Raw genomic sequence first — 24,365 nt, forward strand, 5'->3', positions numbered from 1 at the left:
ACGCGCAAATTTATGTTGAAATGAATAAGTCTGGTTTTGTAGTATAAGGCTATAAAGCCAGACTATTTTAAAATATTTTTTTAAGAGGTGAAAGTCATGAATTTTAATAAGAAGACAATTGAAGATATCGATGTTAACGGTAAAAAAGTATTAGTAAGATGTGATTTTAATGTACCATTAAAAGATGGTGTTATAACAGATGAAAATAGATTAGTTGGAGCACTTCCAACAATTAAATATTTAGTTGAACACAATGCAAAGGTTATCCTTTGCTCACATTTAGGAAAAGATGCTTCTAAATCATTAGCACCAGTTGCTACAAGATTAACTGAAATGCTTGGAAAAGAAGTTGTTTTTGCTAGAGATGAAGAAGTTGTTGGTGAAAACGCTAAAAAAGCAGTTGCAGAAATGAAAGATGGAGACATCGTTTTATTAGAAAACACTAGATGCAGAAAAGAAGAAACTAAGAACATTGAAACATTCTCTAAGGAATTAGCTTCATTAGCTGATGTATTTGTAAATGATGCATTTGGTACTGCTCACAGAGCTCACTGCTCAACTGTTGGAGTAACTGAATACTTAGATACTGCTGTATGTGGATACTTAATCCAAAAAGAATTAAAATTCTTAGGAGATGCAGTTGAAAGTCCAGTAAGACCTTTTGTAGCTATTTTAGGTGGAGCTAAGGTTTCTGATAAGATTGCTGTTATAAACAATCTTTTAGATAAAGTTAACACAATCATCATTGGTGGTGGAATGGCTTACACATTCTTAAAAGCTCAAGGATATGAAATCGGAACTTCTTTAGTTGAAGAAGATAGACTTGATTATGCTAAAGAAATGGTTGCTAAGGCAGCAGAAAAGGGTGTTAAATTCTTATTGCCAGTAGACCATAGAGTTGCTGCAGAATTCAAAGATGTTGAAGCTACAGTTACAGGTGATCAAAACATTCCAGCTGGAAACATGGGATTAGATATCGGACCAAAGACAGAAGCTATATATGCTGATGCTATTAAGGATGCTAAAACTGTAATTTGGAACGGACCTATGGGAGTATTTGAATTCGAAAACTATAACAAGGGAACAATTGCAGTAGCTAAAGCTATGGCAGATGCAGATGCAACTACTATAATCGGTGGTGGAGATTCAGCTGCAGCTGTTAATATCTTAGGCTTTGGAGACAAGATGACTCACATCTCAACTGGTGGTGGAGCATCATTAGAATTCTTAGAAGGTAAAGTATTACCAGGAATTGCTGCATTAAATGACTAATTTTAAATAGTTTGTTGGTAATAGAACAAATAAGTATATCTTATTTAAAGATTAGAATTTAGTAATTACTAAAAATATCATAAAGAAAAAGTTATATTTGAAGAAGCTTTTGGCCAAAGCTTCTTCTAAAAATTTTTACTATGAGGTGGATATGATGAGAAAAGCAATTATCGCAGGTAACTGGAAAATGAATAAAACTGTTGAAGAAGCAGTTAAAATGGTTGAAGAATTAAAACCATTAGTAAAAGATGCTTCATGTGATGTAGTAGTATGCCCTACTTTTGTATGCTTAGATGCTGTAAAGAAAGCAGCAGCTGGATCAAACATAAAGGTAGCTGCACAAAACATGCATTTTGAAGAAAGTGGAGCTTTCACAGGAGAAGTTTCTCCAAGCATGTTAGAAACTTTAGGTGTTGAATATGTTGTTTTAGGACACAGTGAAAGAAGAGAATACTTCAATGAAACTGATGAAGCTTTAAACAAGAAAGTTAAAAAGGCTTTCGAACATAACATAACTCCAATTCTTTGCTGTGGAGAATCATTAGAACAAAGAGAAAATGGAACTACAAATCAAGTTATTGAAGCTCAAATTAAAGTTGATATAGCTGGATTAACTAATGACCAAGTTGAAAGACTTGTTATAGCTTATGAACCAATCTGGGCAATTGGAACAGGAAAAACTGCTACAGATGAACAAGCAAATGAAACAATTAAAGCTATAAGAGCTATGGTTGCTGAAATGTATGGAAAAGAAGCTGCTGAAAAGACAAGAATTCAATATGGTGGATCAGTTAAACCAAATACAATAAAAGCACAAATGGCTATGTCTGATATAGATGGAGCATTAGTTGGTGGAGCTAGTTTAGTACCAGCTGATTTCTCTGCTATTGTTAACTATTAATATATTAGAGTAATATATGGACTATGAACAACAATGGGTTCATAGTCCTTTTAATGCTATAAATAATAGGTATTATTTGTTATTGTTTTTAAGCGGGTTATAAGTTGCAATAAGGATGAAAAAATAATATAATTTAAGTGGTAAAAGGTATTAAAAGCACGACAAATTATATTTTTTGTATATATGAATTATGAAAAAATCTATCTATATATTAAATTTATAAATTTAAATTAAGTATAGAGAAATTGGTTATTAATACATATATGATACTAATTTAGATTAAAGTATTTGGAGGTATGAAAATGTCAAAGAAACCAGTTATGTTAATGATATTAGATGGTTATGGTATTGCACCACAATCAGAAGGAAATGCTGTTAGTTTAGCAAAAAAGCCAAATTTAGATAAATTATTTGAAAAATATCCTGTTTCACAATTGCAAGCTAGTGGTTTAGCAGTTGGGTTACCAGAAGGGCAAATGGGAAATTCAGAAGTTGGACACTTAAATATAGGTTCTGGTAGAATAGTATATCAAGAATTAACTAGAATTACTAAAGCAATATTAGATGGAGACTTTTTTGAAAATGAAGCTCTTAAGTTAGCAATGGAAAATGCTAAAAAGACAGGAGCTGCTCTTCATTTAATGGGACTTTTATCAGACGGGGGAGTTCATTCTCATATTGAACACTTAAAAGGGCTTTTAGAATTTGCTAAAAAAGAAGGCGTTCAAAATGTGTATATTCATGCATTCATGGATGGAAGAGATGTACCACCTTCATCAGGAAAAGAATTTATTGAAACTACTGAAAAGATGTTAGCTGAAGTAGGAGTAGGTAAGATTGCAACTGTAAGTGGTAGATATTATTCAATGGATAGAGATAATAGATGGGAAAGAGTTGAACTTGCATATAATGCCTTAGTTTTAGGAAAAGGTGAAACTGCTAATAGCGCAGTAGAAGCAATAGAAAAATCATATCACGATAATAAAACAGATGAATTTGTGTTACCAACAGTAGTAACAGAAAATGGTAACCCAACTGCACAAATTAAGAATGGAGATTCAGTTATATTCTTTAACTTTAGACCAGATAGAGCAAGAGAAATTACTAGAGCAATCAATGATAAAGAATTTGCTGGCTTTAATAGAGAAACATTAAATCTTACTTTTGTAACAATGACTCAATATGATAAAACTTTAGAAAGAGTACATGTTGCATATAGTCCTCAAACATTAACTAATACTCTTGGTGAATACATAAGCAGCAAGGGATTAAATCAATTAAGAATTGCAGAAACTGAAAAATATGCTCACGTTACTTTCTTCTTTAATGGTGGAGTAGAAAAAGAAAATCCAGGTGAAGATAGAAAAGTTATACCATCTCCAAAGGTTGCAACTTATGATTTAAAACCAGAAATGAGCGCTTATGAAGTAACTGAAGAATTATTAAGTAGGTTAGATAGCGATAAATATGACATGGTAATTTTAAATTTTGCTAATCCAGATATGGTTGGACACACAGGTGTTGTTGAAGCTGCTGTTAAAGCAATTGAAGCAGTTGATGAATGTGTAGGAAAAATTGCTGATAAGATTCTTCAAATGGATGGATGCTTATTTATTACAGCAGATCATGGTAATGCAGAAACTATGATAGATTTCTCAACAGGAACTCCATACACAGCTCATACTACTCATGAAGTTCCATTTGTATGGGTATCAAATCATACTGAAGGTAAAAAAGTAAACAATGGAAAATTAGCTGATATAGCACCAACTATGTTAACTCAATTAGGAGTTGAAGTTCCAAAAGAAATGACTGGAGAAAATCTAGTAGTATCTAAATAGTAGATATATAACTGCCTTAAGATAATGTGTCTTAGGGCAGTATTTTTTTGTTTATAATTACATAATAAATCAAAATGTATAGAGATTTTGAGATTTTAGAGTAAATTGTTGTATTGAAATATTATGAAAAAATTAGATTTATGGAAGTTTAGAGGATTATTTAAGTGAATTTGCATAAACTAAATTCTAAATTAATATATTTATAAAAAAGATTTAGGGTTGATAATATGAAGAAAAATTTTGCATACTCTGCTGATTTTGATGAGGTCACAGAAAAACTATTTAGAGAAGCTGTTTACTTAGGTGAAGGGAATAATGGTGTTGTATATGAATTACCCAATAAAAAAGCTATCAAAATATTTTTAAAGAAAAAAGTATGTAATGATGAAGGTAGTATCCTTGCTAAAACAAATGGGTCTAAATATTTTCCACAGTTATACAAGAGAGGTAATCTATATGTAATAAGGGATTTGGTAGATGGTAAGAGATTAGATAAGTATATTAGACAAAATGGGTTAAGTGAAAAGTTAATTAAAAATATTTACGAATTGCTGCTTGAATTCAAAAAATTAAAATTCAAAAAATTAGATGTTAGATGTAAGGATGTTTATGTTTCAGATAGTGAGAAGTTAATGATAATAGATCCTAAAAAAGCATATAGTAGAAATGTTGATTATCCAAGGCATCTGATGAAAGGATTATATAAAGTTGGAGTATTGGATGAATTTTTGACTGAAATAAGAAAAATAAATTTAAAGAAAGCAACACTATGGGAATTAAAATTTCTAAGATATTGTGAAAATGAAAATACACACCTTTAAAAAGAGCAGCTATGCTGCAATTAGGATCATTATAAAAAGAGCAGCTATGCTGCAATACGGATCAATTTTTAAAAAGAGCAGCTATGCACCTATAAAAAGAGTGGCTTTGCCACAATACGGAACTATGCTGCAACAACGGAACTTAATATAGTAATTTTTGACTTGCTATTTATTATCATGTGCCTAAAAATAAAATGAATATACACATCTAAAAAGAGCAGCTATGCTGCAACAATGGAACTTAATATAGTAATTTTTGACTTGCTATTTATTATCATGTGCCTAAAAATTAAATGAATATACACATCTAAAAAGAGCAGCTATGCTGCAATAAGGATCAATTTCAAATTTTAGATTTGTTATGTATTCTCATATTCCTAAAAATAAGATGAATATAAATATAATAATTTCAAATAATATTATGGTAGGTTAAAAATTATTAAATAACCAAGTATAAACTAGGTTATTTAATAATTTACCTCGATTTTGCATAAAAATGAGGAGGTAATATTAAATGAAGGATTATTTAGAGATTGTAGATGTAGTTGCAAGACAAATTATTGACTCTAGATGTTTCCCAACGGTGGAAGTAGAGATATATTTAGAAGATGGAACTATAGGAAGAGCGGCTGTTCCATCGGGTGCGTCAACAGGAATGTATGAGGCGGTAGAATTAAGAGATGGTGATAAGGATAATTATTTAGGTAAAAGTGTGTTAAAGGCAGTAAAAAATGTTAATGAAACTATTGCTGAAGAGTTAATAGGCTGCAATGTATTTGAGCAAACATATATTGATAAAATGCTTATTGATTTAGATGGAACTAAAAATAAAGGCAAGTTAGGTGCAAATGCAATTTTAGGTGTATCATTGGCAGTTGCAAATGCAGCGGCTAATGCTTTGGAAATTCCATTATATAGGTACATAGGAGGAGTTAATGCAAAAGTATTACCAGTACCCATGATGAATATTTTAAATGGAGGATCTCATGCAGACAATTCTGTGGATTTACAAGAATTTATGATTATGCCAGCTGGAGCAAAAAGCTTTAGTGAAGCTTTAAAAATGTGTGCAGAAGTATACCATATATTAAAGAAAATTTTAAATGATAAAGGATATGCAACAGGTATTGGGGATGAAGGTGGATTTGCACCAAACTTAAAATCAAATCAAGAAGCTCTTGATGTTATAATTGAAGCAATAGAAAAAGCAGGATATAAACCAGGAGAAGAAATCTTCATAGCTATTGATGCTGCCTCATCAGAATATTATAAGGACGGAAAATATGTATTAGAGCATGAAGGAAGAACACTTACAGCTGCAGAAATGGTAGATTTCTTTGAGGACTGGGTTAATAAATATCCAATTATATCTATTGAAGATGGAATGGCAGAAGAAGATTGGGAAGGTTGGAAACTCATAACTGAAAGGTTAGGAAAGAAAGTTCAATTGGTTGGTGATGATTTATTTGTTACTAACACTGAAAGGTTAGAAAAAGGTATTGAACTTGGTGTAGCTAACTCAATATTGATTAAGTTAAATCAAATTGGTACATTAACAGAAACTTTAAATGCTATAGAAATGGCTAATAGAGCAGGATATACTGCAGTAGTATCACATAGATCTGGAGAAACAGAGGATACAACTATTGCTGATTTAGTTGTTGCTGTAAATGCAGGTCAAATAAAAACAGGAGCTCCAGCAAGATCTGAAAGAGTAGCCAAATATAATCAATTGTTAAGAATAGAGGAAGAATTATTTGATGTAGCAGAATATAGAGGTAAAAAGGCATTCTTTAATGTAAAATAATGCTTGAATTATTGTAATCAATAACGTAAAATAAAAATTTATGTTATTGATTATTTTTTTGAATTACTAAAAAAAGATTGGGTAAAATATTAAAAAAGATAGAAAAATTGACAACTGTCAAAGAAAATGACTAAGGAGTTGTTGGAGGGATGGATGGAAATTGTAATCAAGATGAAAATACATCTGAAAGTTTCTTAAATAATCCAAAAACAGTTACACCCAGAGGTATTGCAATTAAATTAAAATTAACAGATTTAATAGTTAATGTGTTTAAGAAACATACATTAGAGGAGAGAGAAAATACTTTTATTTGTGGAACGGCCTTAACATCACCCAAGGAAAATGAAATATGTTCCAAATGGCCAAAACCATGGTTATATTCAAGAGTATTTATTTTATTTGCAATAACTTTTATTGGACTTGTAGCATTATTGAGAGTCTTTAGAAATGTATTGGCTTATCCGGGAATTGTATTTATAGGTGCATTAATAGTGCCGTTCTCATTACTTGTGTTTTTTTGGGAAGTAAATGCACCAAGAAATATTAATATTTTTGATGTAGTTAAAATATTTTTCCTAGGAGGAATTTCTTCTTTGCTTATTACTATGATACTAAATCGTGCAATAACTCTAGGTGAAGTTGATTTCTATGGTGCAATATTAATTGGAGTTACAGAAGAATTAGCTAAATTTATTGTAGTTGCATATTTTTTGAGAGGAAGTAAGAGGAAATATATATTAAATGGATTATTATTAGGAGCCGCAGTAGGCGCAGGTTTTGCGGTTTTTGAGACGGCAGGGTATGTCTTTGCTTATGGATTTGATGTTCATACTATGATGAAAATAATATATACTAGAGGAGCATTAGCCTTTGGTGGGCATATTGTTTGGGCAGCTATGTCTGGTGCAGCATTAGTAATGGTAAAAGAAGATAATAGATTAAAAGTTAAATATTTTTTTAATATTAAATTCCTTAAATACTTTATTACTGCAATAATATTACATGCAATTTGGGATATGCCTATATATATTGAAAGCAGCATACCCTATATTCAAGTTGCGCTTACATTAGTTGCGTGGATTATTATATTAATATTAATTAATGCTGGACTTAAGCAAATATCAAGCTTGAGTTTTAATGGAAAAGCAAAAAATGAGAGTAATTGCTAATGAATTTTTTTGACATAAAGTTGTAATAAGTTAACAAGTATGTTATTATAAAATGTAGATGTTATCGATAATTATGGAGGTGTTACCTATGCAAAACATATTTATGGCTTTTGAAGTGTTATTAGGATTAGGTATTATTATATCAGTATATATGCAGCCTAGTAAAGCAGATGCGTTAAGTGGATTAATACAAGGAACTGCAAAAGATACATTCTTTGCAAAAAACAAATCAAGAACTAAGGAAGTAATTCTTGTAAGATTAACAGTTATTTTTTCAGCGTTATTTGCAATAAATACAATTGTATTAAATTTAATAAAATAATAAATTTAGGCTACTTTTTATTAAGTAGCTTTTTTATTTTGCATTTAAAGATATCCAAAGCGAGAATTAGACTTATGCAACAATTACCGAAATCAGATCCATTTATCTTCCACAGGACTAGTGAAATTTTCGCTGGAAGGTTCTAAATGGTGGCTTGTCGTCATTTCAGCGTGTTCCATATGTAAAATCCGGACAAGCTGTAAATGAAACAAGCCATAGAGGAAACTCGACTCACATTCGTTCGCTGAGTAAGCGATTCACACCAAATCATAGATTTGGGTTCACTGCTTAAGAACCATCATCAGCTTAATTTCACATGCCTGCTTCCAGAAAAATGTATCGGATTTCTAGTGTAGTGTTACGATTATAATTTCTCAATGATGCATGTATATTCCATTTATAAGTTTGATTCTTAAATTGGATATCTATATATCCAAAGTGAGAATTAGACTTATGCAACAATTACCGAAATCAGATTAATTTATCGTCCACAGGACTTAAATCAGTTTACAGTTATCAGTTGAGGAAAAAAAGCTAATAGCTTTTCTTAAATTATACATTTTCGAAATCTTTAAAGAGATTTCATACGTAACTCATAACTCATAACCGATTCCAAGCCTGCTTCCAGAAAAATGTATCTGATTTCTGGTGTAGTGTTACGATTATAATTTCTCGATAATGAATACATATTCCATTTATAAGCTTGAGTATTAATTTGGATATCTATGTAATTATTGAGAATAGGATATTTGCATCTAAAAATGTAAACGTTTATGAAAAATTATGTTGGATAGAAAATAATTTCTAGGTCAGAAATTATAAATTTTAACGTCAATTATAATATATAAGAAAATTTGAATTTATGTTATAGAGAATGATGTATTAGGAGGATATATGAAAGACGATGAATTAGTAAAAGGGCTAATATTGAGAGATGTAGATAGCTTTAATGAACTTATTAATGTATATTCGAAGGATATTTTGAAAGGAATATCTTATGTTTTAAGAGACTCTCAAGATAAAGAATATATTGAAGAATGTTTTGACGATGTTGTAATGCAGATTATGGAGAAAAGTAATACCTTTAAATTTGAATGTTCTTTTAAAGGTTGGATTATGTGTATATCTAAAAATAAGGCATTAGATTATAAGCGGAGAATAAAAAAATATTATAGCACTATTGAACTTAATGAGAATATTAGAGAAGATAGTTGCCTAGAAGATGAATACATACAGAATGAATCTATAAGCGAATTTAATAAAATTGTAAATAAATTAGGAGCTGTTGATAAGACATTATTTGTTAAAAAATATGTGTTAGAAAATTCAACAAAAGAGTTATGTGAATATTACTTTATAAGTGAAGAGGTACTATATAAGCGACTGAGCAGGCTTCGAAAAAAGTTAAGAGAATTATTTAAAAATATGAAGTTTGGAGGGGAAAATATATATGAGTGATAATCAATTTCTTTCAGAAAATGAGATAAAAGCAATAGAAGAAGTAAAAGTTGAGGACGAATTATTAGAAAGGGTAAAAGAAAGAAAAAATAATATACTTTGGGAAGTTCTAATGAAAGAATTATTAAAGACTATAAAAGAAAAGTTAGCTGAAGATGAAGAAATAGACTTTTATATTTCAGGAAGAGATTATACAAGTGATTCAGTACGACTTGCATTTGCTGCAACAATTGGTTTATCAGCCGTAGCTCATCCTGTGGTTGGTTGGAGTTTTAATTGTATTTTAGTGAAGACTAATACAAGACTATTGTTAATAGAGGTAACTGGATATTTGCAATATTCAAAGCATTATGAAATACAGAAAGAATTAGGGTTGGTCAAAGAAAAAGAATATTTCTATTTGATAATTGAAGATAAGAATAAAAATAAGAAAACAATTCAATATCATATGAATAGATTTGAAATGATTATGGATTTATTAAAAGATTGTTCAACTATCGTAAAAGGGAAAAGAATAAAATCCAAAGCTGAAAAAATAATTAGACTTATCATAATTGCATGGATTATATACTTAGTATATGTAATGTACTTCATGATTAAAAATTGGGGGATAATTTATAAAGCATAATTTTAAGGTAAATAAATTAATGAATTAATGTCAATACTAATATTAAATAAGATAAAATCTATATTGTCTGAAGTTATTGTGGTAGTATATAGATATATAGGAATATTATATAATGATAACACAATGGAGGAAAACATTATGGGAATAAAACAAACATTAGCAAGTTTTATGAGTGAACCAGCTTATAGACCAATGGACATTGAAGAATTAATAACTATATTTGATATAAAGAAAAATGAATATAATGCATTTAAAAAGACTTTAAGAATGATGGAAGAAGAAGGTATTATTACTAGGACGAAGAAAGATAGATATATGATTGCAGATGAAAACAATAAAGAAGAAGGACTGATTTCAGGAACACTTCAGCTACATTCAAAAGGCTTTGGATTTTTGCTTCCAGATGAAGAGGGGCAAAAAGATGTATTTATTCCAAGCAATTGCATGAAAGGTGCAATGAATGGAGATAAAATAGCTGTTAAGGTAACTAGAGAAGATACAAATACTAAGAAAAGAGAAGGAGAAGTTGTTGAGATTATTGAAAGAAATACAACCCAAATAGTAGGTATCTATGAAGATTCTCAAAATTTTGGATTTGTAGTTTCAGAAGATCCTAGAATCTCAAAGGATATATTTATATCTAAAAAGGATAGAAATTCTGCTAAGAATGGAGATGTTGTTACTGTAAAGATAACAAAATGGCCAGAAGGAAATAGAAAAGCAGAAGGTGTTGTAACAGAAATTATAGGAAGAAAAGGCGATAGAGGGATTGATATCTTAATTATAATCAAAAAACTTGGACTTCCAGAAGAGTTTACTGAAAAAGTATTAAAATATGCTGAAGGTATTTCCGAGGAAATTAATGAAGAAGAGATTAAGGGCAGAAGAGATCTTAGAGATTTAAGAATGGTAACAATAGATGGAGAAGATGCAAAAGACTTAGATGATGCAGTATCTATTGAAAAATTAAGTAATGGAAATTACAAATTAGGAGTGCATATTGCTGATGTAAGTCATTATGTAAGAGAAAATAATCCATTAGATAAAGAGGCACTAAAAAGAGCAACTTCAGTTTATTTAATAGATAGAGTTATACCAATGTTACCAAGAAAATTATCAAATGGTATATGTTCTTTAAATCCAAGAGTAGATAGATTAGCACTTACTTGTTTTATGGAAATAAATAATAGTGGTAAAGTTGTAGATCATGAAATAGTAGAATCTATAATTAAAACTAATGAAAGAATGACATATACAGATGTTACTAAGATTCTAAAGGATCATGATGAAGAACTAATAAAGAGATACGATTATCTTTATGAAGACTTTAAATTAATGGAAGAGCTTTGTAATATTTTAAGAGAAAAGAGAACTAGAAGAGGTGCTATTGATTTCGAAATAGCAGAAGCAAAAATAACGTTAAATGAGCTTGGAAAACCAATTGAGATAAAACCTTATGACCGCGAAATTGCTAATAGAGTTATAGAGGAATTTATGTTGGCAGCTAATGAAACAGTAGCTGAGCATATGTTCTGGACTCACTTACCTTTTGTGTATAGAATTCATGAAAATCCAGATGAAGAAAAGTTAGCAAAATTCAAAGAATTTGTTTATAACTTAGGATATAATGTTCACTGGACGGAAGAAATTATCCCAAAGAGTTTTCAAGAAATATTAGAAAAGGTTAAGGGCAAAAATGAAGAAACTGTTGTAAGTACTTTATTATTGAGATCTATGATGCAAGCGAGATATGCACCAGAATGCACTGGACATTTTGGCCTTGCAGCACAGTACTACTGCCACTTTACTTCACCAATTAGAAGATATCCAGATTTACAAATTCATAGAATTATTAAAGAATATCTTCATGGAGAATTGGATGAAAAGAGAATAAATAAATTGAAAAATACTGTTGGATACGCAGCTAAACAGTCTTCAGAAATGGAAAGAAAAGCACAAGATGCTGAAAGAGAAGTTGATGATCTTAAAAAAGCTGAATATATGCAAGAAAGAATTGGCGAAGAATTTGATGGAATCATATCCTCAGTTACTTCTTTTGGAGTATTTGTTGAACTTCCAAATACAGTTGAAGGCTTAGTTCATATTACAGACTTAGATGATGATTATTATATATTTAATGAATCACATCTTAGCTTGATGGGTGAAAGAACTAAGAAGATATATAAACTTGGAGATAAAGTAAAAGTTGAATGTGTTCATGTAGATATTACAAATAGGGAAGTATTCTTTAAAATTACACAAGAACCAAAAAGAGAAGAAGCCGAAGAGGCAGTGAATGAAACACTACAACCAGTATAGTGGGAGAGTTTTTAACTAGTTGATTTACAAAGATATGTATAATATAATGCTAGTATATAAGGCTTAAGAAACAATGAGGAAAATAAAAGGTCAGTATGGTGTGATTGTATATATATTTTCTTCATTGTAGTCTATAAATCATAATCCAAAATGAAAATGAATCTAAAAATATAGAAATTCCAAAGGAATTTCCTCAACAACTGTTAACTGATAACTGCCCACAGGGTACCCTAAAGGGCATAAACTGTTAACTGACAAAAGTGGGTGATAAAATGGCAAGAAAAAAGAATGAAAATTCATTAGCAGAAAATAGAAAAGCAAGACATGATTATTTCGTAGAAGAAGCAATGGAAGCAGGATTAGTTTTAGTAGGAACTGAAGTTAAGTCCATAAGAAATGGCAGGGTTAATCTTAAAGATTGTTATGCAGATGTATACGATGGAGAAATATTTATTAAAAATATGCATATTTCACCATATGAACAAGGTAATATTTTCAATGTAGATCCATTAAGAGAAAGAAAATTATTACTTCATAAAGATCAAATAAGAAGGCTTGATGCTTTAGTATCGCAAGATGGATATACTCTAGTACCATTATCTCTATATTTAAAAGAAGGTAAAGTAAAAGTTGCTCTTGGAGTTTGTAAAGGTAAAAAGAATTATGATAAGAGAGATGCCATGCTTGAAAAAGCACATAAGAGAGATATAGATAGAGCGATAAAAGAAAAATATAAATAATAAATTATAGTTAATTAACTAAGGAATAAATTTATTTGAAAAGTTTGTAATTAATGGCTGTCAAGAAAATTATATAAATAATTTCTAGGCAGCTTTTGATTTTTGGGTCAATATTTTAGTTAATAAAATGTTAAGAATAGACTTGAAGATAAAATGCAAGAGTAAATATGATAAATACTTGTTAAATAAAGATTAATGTTTATATCGGTATGAATGTTAGGCAACAAAGTTAATAAAAATGTATGGAAAAATGCCCTTGACTGGTATATAATTCATATTATGAATATAATATACTAATGCATTTAGGGGGAGTTAAAATGAGAAAAACATTAATAATTAAAAAAAGTATAGCTTTTATAACTAGTTTATTTTTGGCAATTACATTGTTCACTGCTTTTCCAATTATAGGTTATGCTGCGGATAATGGAAAAACATTTGATATTATTGAAGTAACAGATTTTCACGGAACCTTAAAGGATTCTTCTGGAAATCCAGTTGCAGGAGTTTTAGCTGATAGAATAGAAAATGTAAAAAAATTAAATCTTGATAGAACTTTAATCATAGGTGGTGGAGACTTATACCAAGGTTCTGCTGTATCGAACATTATGAAAGGGGTTCCAGTCCAACAAGTTATGTCAAAGGTTGGAATGGAAGTAACCGCCCTTGGAAACCATGAATTTGATTGGGGATTAGATACAACTATTGATACAACTATGAAGGGTGCAGCTTATTCAATAGTTTGTAGTAATTTATATGATAAAACTGGTAAGAGAGTATTTGAACCTTATAAAATCATAACTAAAGATGGGGTTAAAATAGCAATTATTGGAGGAATAACACTTGAAACAGAAACGAGTGTATCACCTAAATATGTAAAAGATTATGAATTCAAAGATCTTGCAAATGAAATTAATTCAGTTGCAGCACAAATTAAGAAAGATAAATTAGCAGATGTAACAATTGCATTAGTTCATGAAGGAGATAAAGGAGATAATGCAACAGGACCAGTATTTGACTTGGCTAATAAACTTCAAAATGTAGATGCAGTATTTGGTGGACACAGTCATACAAAAACAGCAGCTATTGCTATAACTACTAAAATTCCAGTATATATTGGAGCATCTAATGGTAAAGGATATATTGATGCTAAATTTAATATAACTAGTGATAAAAAAATTGCATTTGAAGCACCAAAGCTTGATACAAGTTACGTAGCTTTAGATAATGAAAAAGGATATAAAGCGGTTGTAAAACAAACAGATATTAATGTTGATAAAATTGTAAATGATGCTAATAAACTAATAGAACCAATTACAAGTGAAGTTATTGGATACAATACAGATAAAGAATTAACAAGAAAATTAAACAATACTCCATATGGGTCATCAGTTTTAGGAAATTGGGCATCTGATGTTACAAGAGATGCAGTTAGAGCTGATGTAGGCTTTCAAAATAATGGAGGTCTTAGAATTGACATACCTCAAGGAAATATAACAGTAGGCACAATGTGGCAATTTATGCCTTTTGATAATACACTTTATAAATTAAAAATGACAAAGGCTCAAATAAAAGAAGTTTTAGAGCAGGCTGTAGCAGATAATAGCAAGGGATTGCAAGTATCGGGTATTAATTTTACTTACGATTCAAAACTTCCAATAGGTCAAAGAGTGAAAGATATTACAAGAGAAAATGGAAGATCAATTAAAGATAATGAGATGTTAACTGTAGCAGTTCCAGATTTCGTAGCGCAAGGTGGAGATTCCTTTACTGCATTTACAAAGTATGGTGGATTAGATGTTAAAAATGATACTCATGTTGTAGTTAGAGATGCACTTATAGATTGGTGTAAATATAATAAAAACAGAAATGGTAACAATACAATAACTAATAAAGATGTTCCAAGAATGGTTAATCTATCGGGAACAGCAAGTAATCTTATTCAAAAAGCAGCTTAAAATATTATTATTAAAAAAAAGTGTTAGAATGATTTTTCTGACACTTTTATTGTTGTTAATTACTTAAAAATATTAATAAGATATTGCAATAGAAATGAAAATTGTTTATAATAATACTAATCCGATTAATATACTATGGATTAAAATGATTTGAAGGTTATTATTTAGAAGTTGACAAAAAGAAAGAATACTTATATAATCAGATAAGTAACTAAATAAAATAATCTGATATCTTATCAAGAGTGGTGGAGGGACTGGCCCTTTGAAACCCGGCAACCGAAATATTGGTTTATAATCAATATTTATATGGTGCTAATTCCAGCAGCAATTTAGCTGATAGATGAGAGGATAAATTTGAGTGATGTTTATGCGCTGGAGATTTATTCTCTGGCGCTTTTGTTTTGAGGTATTTAAATATTTGTTGATTTAAATGCCTTAGTTATCCGGATACTAACAAAACAAAGTCAAAGGAGGAAAATGTGTTTTGATAGAAATTAAAAACGTAGTTAAAAATTATGGACAAACACAAGTTATAAAAGATGTAACATTAGATATTAAAGAAGGCGAAATATATGGAATAATAGGGCATAGTGGTGCAGGAAAATCAACTTTGCTTAGATGTATAAATGGACTTGAATCTTATGATGGAGGATCAGTAAATGTAATGGGGAAAGAAGTTTCTTCATTAGAAGGTAAAAGTCTTAGAGAATTTAGAAAAGATTTAGGTATGATATTTCAAAATTTCAATCTTATGCAAAGAAAAAATGTATTTGATAATGTTGCGCTTCCTCTGGAAGTATGGGGATACAGTAAGAATGAAATTATGGACAAGGTATCGAGATTACTAGATTTAGTTGGCTTAAAAGATAAAAAAAATAGTAAACCATCAGAGCTTAGTGGTGGGCAAAAGCAAAGAGTAGCAATAGCAAGAGCATTAGCACTAGATCCAAAAATATTACTTTGTGATGAAGCAACTTCAGCCTTAGATCCGAAAATCACAAAAGACATTTTAGCATTACTTTCTAAAATAAATAAAGAATTGGGAATAACTATAGTAGTAGTTACTCACCAAATGGAAGTTATAAAGGAAATTTGTGAAAAAGTTGCATTATTAGATGGTGGTAAAATAAAAGCTGAAGGAAGAGCAGAAGATTTATTCTTAAAACCAGGAAAATCATTGAAAAAATTCTTGGGTGAGGATGATGAAGATGAAGAAATATTGCCAAACGAAGGAGTTAATATTAAATTATTTTTCCCAAGTGATTCTTCAGAAAATGCACTAATCACAAAGATGGCACGAGAATTGGAAATAGATTTTTCAATTGTTTGGGGCAAACTTGAAAAATTTAGAAGTGAAGTATTAGGTGGGCTTGTAATAAATATAAATGAAGAAGATAAAGATAAGGTTATGGAATACCTTAAAAATAAAGATATTCTATTGGAGGTGATTGAATAATGAGTGATGTAATAGGAAAAGCTTTGATTGAGACGTTAGAAATGGTTTTTGCATCAACTCTTGGTTCATTAATCTTAGGGTTTATACCTGCAATAATATTGACGGTTACTGCAAAAGATGGATTAAAACCTAACAAAATTGTTTATTCAGTTTTAGATTTAATAATTAACATATTAAGAAGTTTTCCAGTTATTATACTTATGGTAGCTATTATACCTTTAACTAGGTTTATTGCTGGTAAATCAATAGGTACAGAAGCAGCTATTGTTCCACTTACAATCGCAGCGGCTCCTTTTGTAGCAAGAATTATTGAATCAGCTCTTAGAGAAGTTGATAAAGGAATAATTGAGGCAGCTAAGTCTTTTGGAGCATCAAATACTCAAATTATCTTTAAGGTTATGCTTAAGGAAGCAATTCCTTCAATAGCCTCAGGAATTACTCTTACAATAATAAGTATTGTTGGGTATTCTGCAATGGCAGGAACAATTGGTGGTGGAGGACTTGGTCAAGTAGCTATAAGCTATGGATATCAAAGATTCCAAACAGATTATATGGTAGTAACATGTATTGTTTTAATTATAGTAGTACAAGGACTACAAGTTTTAGGCAATTATTTTTATAATAAATTATCAAAATAGGGGGAAAGAAATATGAAAAAGAAATCAATTATATCAGTAGTATTAGCAGGAGTTGTCGCATTAGGATTGGTAGGATGTGGGGGCGCATCTACATCAGCAAGTAAAGATTCTAAGAATGATAAGGTAATAAAAATTGGAGTTACTCCAAAGCCACATGAAGAAATAGTAAATATAGCAAAACCATTGCTTGAAAAAGAAGGATATACTGTTGAAGTAACAGAATTTAATGATTATAATCAACCAAATACTGCAGTTGAAGAAGGTTCATTAGATGCAAACTTCTTCCAACATACACCGTATTTAAATACACAAAATAAAGAAAAAGGATATCACTTAGTTTCAGTTGGAGCTATTCATTTAGAACCAATGGGCTTATATTCTAAGAAAATAAAAAGCTTAGATGATCTTAAAGAAGGTGCTACAATAGCAGTTCCTAACGATCCTTCAAATGAAGCTAGAGCATTAAAGTTATTAGCAGGAAAAGGATTAATAAAAATCAAAGATGGTGAATTAGTTACACCAAAAGATATTACAGAAAATCCTAAAAAATTAAAATTTAATGAATTGGAAGCAGCAGCAGTTCCAAGAGCTATAGATGATATTGATGCAGCTGTAATTAATGGAAACTATGCTATAGAAGCTAAATTCAATCCTGCAAAAGATGCAATAATAATTGAAGATAAGAATTCAGATGCTGCTAAACCTTATGCAAATATTGTTGTTGTAAAAGACGGAAATCAAGATAAAGATAAGATAAAAGCTTTAGTGAAAGCAATGACTTCACCTGAAGTTAAAGCCTTTATAGAAAAAGAATACAATGGTTCAGTAATACCAGTATTTTAGTATAATATTTTAAGTTATTTTTGATGGCAGATTATTTTAATTGATACGTACTTATAGATTATATCTAGAGTTAGTTAAAATTATTATAATCTGCCAATTTTATTGCTTTGGATTATAAGTATTATTTGGGGCATATCTTTAATAATCTATAAAAATAAGGTATACTTTTTAATAGGATTAGAAAAATTATGATGAATAATTTAAATTCGGATTAATTTGAAATATGAGGAAATAATTTTTGGCGTAAATAAAAGGAGACAAAAATATCATGAACATATCTGAAGTAAAAGTTAAATTACTTGGAAATGACATATTGAGTATTATTAACGAGTTTGTTAAAATAAATGGCTTAGATTTGAAAAAAGTATCTATTGATGATGGAATAATATTAGAAGGAACCTTTAAAAAAGGCATAACAATGGATTTTTATGTAAAAGCTGAATTGATAGAATGTGTTCATAATAAAATTACTGCAAGAATATCGAAAATGAAAATTATTAATTGTGGAGTTTTTAGAATTTTTAGAAGTCTTGCATTAAAGCAATTAGTAAAAGAATTTAAAGAATATGGAATAAGTAGCAATAAGGATAAAGTAACAATAAATATAAGTACCATCCTTAAGGATGTACCATTTGTTGATTTAATTGTTGATGATATATTTATTAAAAAAACAGAGGTATTTGTTGAAGCAAAGGATCTTAATATTTCAATAGCGGGAACATTAGTAAAAAAAGTTGAAGCAGAAGTTGTAGAAAAAAGTCAAGAACAAGAAGATTTTGATTTAAAACTTGTGAGTAAAGTTGAGGATAATTATTCTAAAGGCAGAGAAATTTTATTAGACAAGCTGCCTGATGAAACAAAAAAATATAAAGATTATATTTTTATATTACCAGATATAATTTCTCTTATTTATAGATTGATGAAAGATAAGCGAGTGCCTATAAAGACGAAGTTGATAATGTCCATATCAATTGGATATATAACACTTCCGACGGACATAATACCTAATAAAATACCATTTATAGGTGCAATTGATGAAATTGGAGTTGCATTTTTTGCATTAGATAAAGTTTTTAATGATGTTCCTATAAATGTTATCGTAGAAAATTGGCAAGGAAAGAATGAGTTGATTTTAGTAATAAAAAGTGGTGTTGATTATTTAGCTAATTTTACAAAGGCAAAAAATGTAGAGAAATTATGTCAAGTGGTGTCAGAATTATCTACATTATAAATATATATTATAAAATACAGAAAGTTTATGTATAAGAAAAGCGGATATACTTGTAGATAAAGTATTTTTGTGAATTAAAAGAGGAAGTGAAAGGGAGAAGGGAATGGCAAAGAAAGTTTATGCAATACAATATGGCTTTGATGCAAAAAATAATAAAAAGATAGAAAATATTATAGTTAACACCTGGGATGAGTGCTTAAAATATGTAAAAGGGGTAAAGGGAGCGAAATATAAGAGCTTTGAAAGTATTGATGATGCAAATTCATATTTAAATGAAGGCAATAGAATGTTAAAAAAGAGTGATGAAAATTATCCAAAAGATTGTCTTCATGCTTATGTAGATGGTAGTTATAACTCTTCAGATGGAAGATATTCATATGGAATAGTTTGCGTCAATAATGATGTTGTGGAATATATAGAAAGTAATGCAGAAAATGATACATCAGAAAGGAATATAAGGCAGATTGCGGGGGAACTTAAAGGAGCTGTTAGAGCCGTGGAATATGCTTTAAGTCAAGGCCAAACTAAAATTGTGTTATTTCATGACTATGAGGGGATTGCTCACCATGCAACTGGTGCATGGGAACGAAAGGAAGAATCCTCAGTTGGATATTATGAGAAAATGCAGACCTTAATGAAATCTGGAATTGAGATTATTTTCGTAAAGGTAGATAGTCATACTGGTGATTTATTTAATGAACTAGTTGATGAAAAGTGCAAAGAATGTTTAGGGATAACTTCTGATAGGGTTGTTGAAAAATGGTTGAAGAAAAATACAATAAAAGTATCTAATGCCAATGCAAAAACTGAAATTTTAAGCTTAGCGCCAAATTGTACAGATAATATTATTATTATTGGTGATAATGAAGATATTGATTTAAATAAAGATATTAGTGTACAAAAAAATAATGAAGAACTTGATCGTGAAATTAAGTTCAATCAAATTATAGATTTATACAAAAATAACTGTAAGGATGGGAAAAAGGCAATCTCAAAACTTTTAAGTAAGGAAAAAGAAGCTTTAATTTTATATTTATTAAATAATTATAATTAAAGTTATTGGATATAAATATATTTGGGAAAAATTAACTTGAATAACTTCATAATTAATACACAACCTACTTGTAGAAAATGAATTAATTTTATTAAAGAGGTGTTATTTATGGAAAGATTTTCAAAGGGAATGGTAGCAGGGATTTTAATAGGAGTTGCTGTTGATATGGCCATGATGCCATATCATGATAGAAGAACTCAACGAACAATGAAGAGAACAGGAAGAAGAATGAGAGATATGGCTGAGTCAACTTATCATGGGATTCAAGGTTGGATGAAATAAAAAGTTGAAAAATTAAAAAGCAAAATATAAGGGATGAAATAATTTCATACCCTTTTATTTTGCTTTTTTATAAATAAAACATTAGGAATATAGGAGATATTATAAAATTTATGGTATGTTTATATTTTTATGCAATTTTTTATAAATTTATGATATAATAAGAAAAAAGCAAAAAAATATTTAAATAATTTGTTGAATAGAGAAGGATTAAAAAATGGAAATTCTATCATTAGGAGAAAAAATTAAAAGAAGAAGAAAAGAATTAAATATGACATTAAAGGATTTGGCTAAGGACAGAATAACTCCAGGACAGATAAGCTTGGTAGAATCAAGTCGTTCAAATCCATCGGTTGATTTATTAGAATATTTAGCTAATTCATTAAATACTACTGTTGAGTATTTAATGGAATCAGAAGAAAGCCAAGCTGAAAAGATAAGTTTATATTATGAGCAGGTAGGGGAATCCTGCATATTACAAGGAGATTATGAAAAGGGACAAAGATATATTGATAATGCATTATATTATTGCGAAAAATACAATTTAGAGTATAGAAAAGCAATTATATATTTTATAACAGCAAAGTCGTATATGTATAAAAAAGATTTCCCAATGGCTCAGAAGTTTTTTTTATCAGCGAACGTAATATTTGTTAAAAATAACAATTATGAGCAAATAATTAAAGCCTTTCTAAATTTAGCTAACATAGCATTAGAATCTAAAGCATACCATTCTTCTAGTAGTTATTTAAAGCAAGCAGAAAAAGTATATTTAGACAATAATATTGTAGATGAGTTCTTATTAGGGGAAATATATTATAATATGGCTAGAACTTATTTTAATATAGAAGACTTGGAATCTGCATTAGAGTATTCATACTTGTCAAAAAAGCGTTTTCAACAAATATATAATGATGAGGACTACGCAAGAAATTTATTTGAATTAGCAGAAGAGTTTAATAAAAAGGGAGATTTAATAAATGCATTAAAGTATTCCCAAAAAACATTGGAAGTATATAAAAAAATACAATACAATAAAAGTATTGTAAATATAGAACAAAATTTGGGTAAATTGTTCTATGAATTAGGAGATCTAGAAGAATCTATTAAGCATTATGAGATATCTAGAAATGTAAGTATTTATAATAAAGTTGGACATGTTAATGATATATTAATGGATATTTGTAAAAGTTATTTAAAACTAAAAAATACAGGTGAATGTAGCAAAATATTAAAAGATATTGAAAGTAGTATAAAAAATGAAGATGTTGATAGGATTATTAACTGTAAGCTAATTGAATATACTATGTGTAATATTGATGAAAATTTTGAGCAGGCAGAAAATGTATTAATTGATACATATATACTGGCAAAAAATAGTGGAAGATTAACTAAGGCAGGAGAATTATCCATGAGGCTTGGAAAATACTTTATATCTAAGAAGGACGTAGAAAAGGCTTCGTATTATTTAGATCAGGGAGTAAAATTATTTGACGAAGCAGAACAACTAGAGAATTAAAAAATTTTTAAGTAAATGGGTGATATTTTTGGAAATACTATCAACTGGAGAAAAGATAAAAAGAGCTCGAATATTTAAAGGTATTACATTAAAAGAATTATGTGGACACAAAATTTCAATTGCTAAAATGAGTTGCATAGAAAATGGGAAAATTAAGGCAGATAAAGAGTTACTTAAATATATAGCTGAAAAAATAGAAATAGATTTAGACTATTTAACAGAAGATGTTTATGAGCAAATATTAAATAACTTAAAAATTATAAGAAAAAATATTGCCTGTGATGATGATTCAGAAAATAAATTAAAAGATAATTTAAGTTATGCGATTAAATATAAATTTTATGATTTAGCATTTGAGTTAATTCATATATTATTTTCTTATTATGTAGAAGAAAATAAAGTTGAAAATATTCAATTAATAGTTTCACAATATTATGATTTATATCAAAGAAATAATAAACATAAAAATACTGTTATATATTTTAAAGATATGGCAAGATATCTTTCTCAAAATGGAGAATATATTGAAGCAATTTCATATTACAGTAAGCTTAGAGAAATGTTTCAGCAGCAAAAAGAAAAAATGGATAAGACGGAGTATTGCCTAATAGGTTACAATGAAGCTTTGTGTTATCAAAATATAGGAAAATCAGAGGAAGCGTATAGTATTTTATCTGAAATTATAGAATACGTTAATAGCCTTAAAACTGATGAAAGTAAAGGTAAGGTTTATCATATATACGCAACAGTATGCATCAAACTAAAAAAGGACTGTGTTGATGAATATAAAAAGAAAGCCTTTGAATATCAAAAACATAATCCTATTTCATTAGCACTATCTCATGGAAATTATGGAAAATACTATTTTGAAGCTGATGAAAGAAAAAAAGCAATTGCTGAAATACAAGAAGGAATTAAAATATTCCCACGAGATAATGTAGAAAAGAACGTTCAATTTTTAAATGATTGTACTGGAATACTAATTGATAATAAGGAATATGAAATCGCTGATAAAATGGCAGAAGAAGCTTTAAATGCAGCTATTATTACCAATAACATAAAGTTGATTGAAAAATCATATTATCTGAAGGGAACAATTCTTCAAAATATGAATTTATATAGTGAAGCAGAAAAATATATGAATTTATCTTTGGATTCACTTTATAAATTTGGATCAAGGGAGCAAAGGAAAGCTCGATATGTAGATATGGGAAAATTGTATTATAAACTTGGAGATATAGAGGATTCTATAAAGTATTACAATTTAGCATTGGCTGTAGATAAAAAAATTTAATAAAGTACAATTCTGTGTATATTAAAAGCACTTTGAGCTAGTTTTTCTACTTTAACTTGTCAAACTGAAGAGGTAAGCCAAGTAAAGTATGAGTCATCTAACTCAAAGTGCTTTATGCATTAAGAAATATTTATACAATTCTAAAAAATAAAAGATACACTATATTTAATTAATCATCAGTGCCTTCATTTTTACCTAGAAAATAATCTAATATATTATCAATAGTAATAACACCAACAATTTTATCATTATTTACTACAGGCATTGCAACAATATCATTTTTTCTCAAACGTTTAGCGACTGTTATAATATCTTCATCAGATTGCGAAAGTATTACAGACTTTGACATAACCCATTCAACAGGGCAGCTAACATAATGTCCAGGATGTATCATAAATCTATATATGTCAGCTTTAACTATCATTCCAACCAATGTTTCACTATCATCTACTACAGGCATACCGTTAATATTAAGGTCATGCATTAATTCTAAAGCTTTATCAATAGTATCGTTTACATTTATAATATGAAAATTTTTGTTGATAATAGAATCTACTCTCATAAAATCACCTCTTTTATAAATTTAACAGCAAAATATTTATTAACCAAAATTTTTGATAATTTATATATATAATAATATTTTACTACAAAATAGTAAATTTTAAAATAAAAGTTTATAATAAAAAATTAAAGAAAATTTAAAAACAAACTTTGACTTTCTTTGACCTATATATTATTATATAAGTAAAGAATAGTTATTTATATTGCAATCGTAAAGTATGATTTAAAAAAATACTTATGGAAATTAATAAAGGTAT

21 protein-coding genes and 1 riboswitch are annotated in these 24,365 nt (G+C 29.0%); of the genes, 20 read left to right on the top strand and 1 reads right to left on the bottom strand.

All coding sequences use genetic code 11. The features are described from left to right. The first annotated feature begins 96 nt into the window (after positions 1-96). From L3B98_RS19715 to L3B98_RS19810, 20 genes are all read left to right on the top strand, one after another. Entirely contained in the window at positions 97-1,272 is a 1,176-nt protein-coding gene (locus L3B98_RS19715; RefSeq protein ID WP_238917948.1) for a phosphoglycerate kinase, read from the top strand. Positions 1,273-1,426: 154 nt separating this feature from the next. Next, positions 1,427-2,173 (top strand): triose-phosphate isomerase, encoded by a 747-nt coding sequence (gene tpiA / locus L3B98_RS19720; RefSeq protein WP_077366230.1) that lies wholly within the window; start codon positions 1,427-1,429, stop codon positions 2,171-2,173. 302 nt (positions 2,174-2,475) lie between these two features. Then, positions 2,476-4,014 (top strand): 2,3-bisphosphoglycerate-independent phosphoglycerate mutase, encoded by a 1,539-nt coding sequence (gpmI, locus tag L3B98_RS19725; protein ID WP_238917949.1) that lies wholly within the window; start codon positions 2,476-2,478, stop codon positions 4,012-4,014. A 227-nt stretch (positions 4,015-4,241) separates the two neighbouring features. Beyond that, complete coding sequence (locus tag L3B98_RS19730; protein ID WP_238917950.1) at positions 4,242-4,835, top strand: protein kinase; 594 nt, start codon at positions 4,242-4,244, stop codon at positions 4,833-4,835. Positions 4,836-5,349: 514 nt separating this feature from the next. Next, positions 5,350-6,642, top strand: a complete 1,293-nt coding sequence (gene eno / locus L3B98_RS19735) for a phosphopyruvate hydratase (protein WP_238917951.1) — start codon at positions 5,350-5,352, stop codon at positions 6,640-6,642. A 149-nt stretch (positions 6,643-6,791) separates the two neighbouring features. Beyond that, on the top strand, positions 6,792-7,811 hold the full coding sequence (locus L3B98_RS19740) for a PrsW family glutamic-type intramembrane protease (protein WP_238917952.1): 1,020 nt from the start codon (positions 6,792-6,794) through the stop codon (positions 7,809-7,811). 88 nt (positions 7,812-7,899) lie between these two features. Further along, positions 7,900-8,133 carry a preprotein translocase subunit SecG gene (gene secG, locus L3B98_RS19745; RefSeq protein ID WP_077366226.1) on the top strand — a complete coding sequence of 78 codons (234 nt, stop codon included), beginning with the start codon at positions 7,900-7,902 and terminating at the stop codon, positions 8,131-8,133. A gap of 894 nt (positions 8,134-9,027) precedes the next feature. Further along, the gene (locus L3B98_RS19750; protein WP_077366225.1) at positions 9,028-9,591 is read left to right on the top strand and encodes a sigma-70 family RNA polymerase sigma factor; all 564 of its coding nucleotides are present in this window, start codon (positions 9,028-9,030) and stop codon (positions 9,589-9,591) included. Further along, on the top strand, positions 9,584-10,219 hold the full coding sequence (locus L3B98_RS19755) for a hypothetical protein (protein WP_238917953.1): 636 nt from the start codon (positions 9,584-9,586) through the stop codon (positions 10,217-10,219). The genes L3B98_RS19750 and L3B98_RS19755 overlap by 8 nt, the downstream gene beginning before the upstream one ends. A 138-nt stretch (positions 10,220-10,357) precedes the next feature. After that, positions 10,358-12,538, top strand: coding sequence for a ribonuclease R (gene rnr, locus L3B98_RS19760; protein WP_238917954.1), 2,181 nt, complete (start codon positions 10,358-10,360; stop codon positions 12,536-12,538). 272 nt (positions 12,539-12,810) lie between these two features. After that, positions 12,811-13,278: an SsrA-binding protein SmpB gene (smpB, locus tag L3B98_RS19765; RefSeq protein ID WP_238917955.1), complete on the top strand. Its 468-nt coding sequence runs from the start codon at positions 12,811-12,813 to the stop codon at positions 13,276-13,278. A 317-nt stretch (positions 13,279-13,595) separates the two neighbouring features. After that, entirely contained in the window at positions 13,596-15,233 is a 1,638-nt protein-coding gene (locus L3B98_RS19770) for a 5'-nucleotidase C-terminal domain-containing protein (protein ID WP_238917956.1), read from the top strand. Between the two features lie 230 nt (positions 15,234-15,463). Then, a riboswitch (SAM riboswitch) is annotated at positions 15,464-15,580 on the top strand. A 137-nt stretch (positions 15,581-15,717) separates the two neighbouring features. Next, on the top strand, positions 15,718-16,689 hold the full coding sequence (locus L3B98_RS19775; protein ID WP_238917957.1) for a methionine ABC transporter ATP-binding protein: 972 nt from the start codon (positions 15,718-15,720) through the stop codon (positions 16,687-16,689). After that, positions 16,689-17,327: a methionine ABC transporter permease gene (locus L3B98_RS19780; protein WP_015395156.1), complete on the top strand. Its 639-nt coding sequence runs from the start codon at positions 16,689-16,691 to the stop codon at positions 17,325-17,327. Before L3B98_RS19775 ends, L3B98_RS19780 begins: the two co-directional genes overlap by 1 nt. 12 nt (positions 17,328-17,339) lie before the next feature. Further along, positions 17,340-18,170 carry a MetQ/NlpA family ABC transporter substrate-binding protein gene (locus L3B98_RS19785; RefSeq protein WP_015395155.1) on the top strand — a complete coding sequence of 277 codons (831 nt, stop codon included), beginning with the start codon at positions 17,340-17,342 and terminating at the stop codon, positions 18,168-18,170. Positions 18,171-18,438: 268 nt separating this feature from the next. Beyond that, positions 18,439-19,401, top strand: a complete 963-nt coding sequence (locus tag L3B98_RS19790) for a DUF1232 domain-containing protein (protein WP_238917958.1) — start codon at positions 18,439-18,441, stop codon at positions 19,399-19,401. A 103-nt stretch (positions 19,402-19,504) separates the two neighbouring features. Next, positions 19,505-20,455 (top strand): ribonuclease H family protein, encoded by a 951-nt coding sequence (locus tag L3B98_RS19795; RefSeq protein WP_238917959.1) that lies wholly within the window; start codon positions 19,505-19,507, stop codon positions 20,453-20,455. Between the two features lie 108 nt (positions 20,456-20,563). Continuing rightward, positions 20,564-20,737 carry a YtxH domain-containing protein gene (locus tag L3B98_RS19800; RefSeq protein ID WP_238917960.1) on the top strand — a complete coding sequence of 58 codons (174 nt, stop codon included), beginning with the start codon at positions 20,564-20,566 and terminating at the stop codon, positions 20,735-20,737. A 214-nt stretch (positions 20,738-20,951) separates the two neighbouring features. Then, entirely contained in the window at positions 20,952-22,253 is a 1,302-nt protein-coding gene (locus tag L3B98_RS19805; protein WP_015395151.1) for a helix-turn-helix transcriptional regulator, read from the top strand. 28 nt (positions 22,254-22,281) lie between these two features. Continuing rightward, positions 22,282-23,547: a helix-turn-helix transcriptional regulator gene (locus L3B98_RS19810; protein ID WP_017810355.1), complete on the top strand. Its 1,266-nt coding sequence runs from the start codon at positions 22,282-22,284 to the stop codon at positions 23,545-23,547. A 169-nt stretch (positions 23,548-23,716) separates the two neighbouring features. Here L3B98_RS19810 and L3B98_RS19815 read toward each other — a convergent pair whose 3' ends face one another. Then, entirely contained in the window at positions 23,717-24,109 is a 393-nt protein-coding gene (locus L3B98_RS19815) for a CBS domain-containing protein (protein ID WP_238917961.1), read from the bottom strand. Positions 24,110-24,365 lie beyond the last annotated feature (256 nt).

This window comes from Clostridium sp. YIM B02555 (assembly GCF_022320955.1).
GTDB classification, from domain to species: Bacteria; Bacillota; Clostridia; order Clostridiales; family Clostridiaceae; genus Clostridium; species Clostridium saccharoperbutylacetonicum.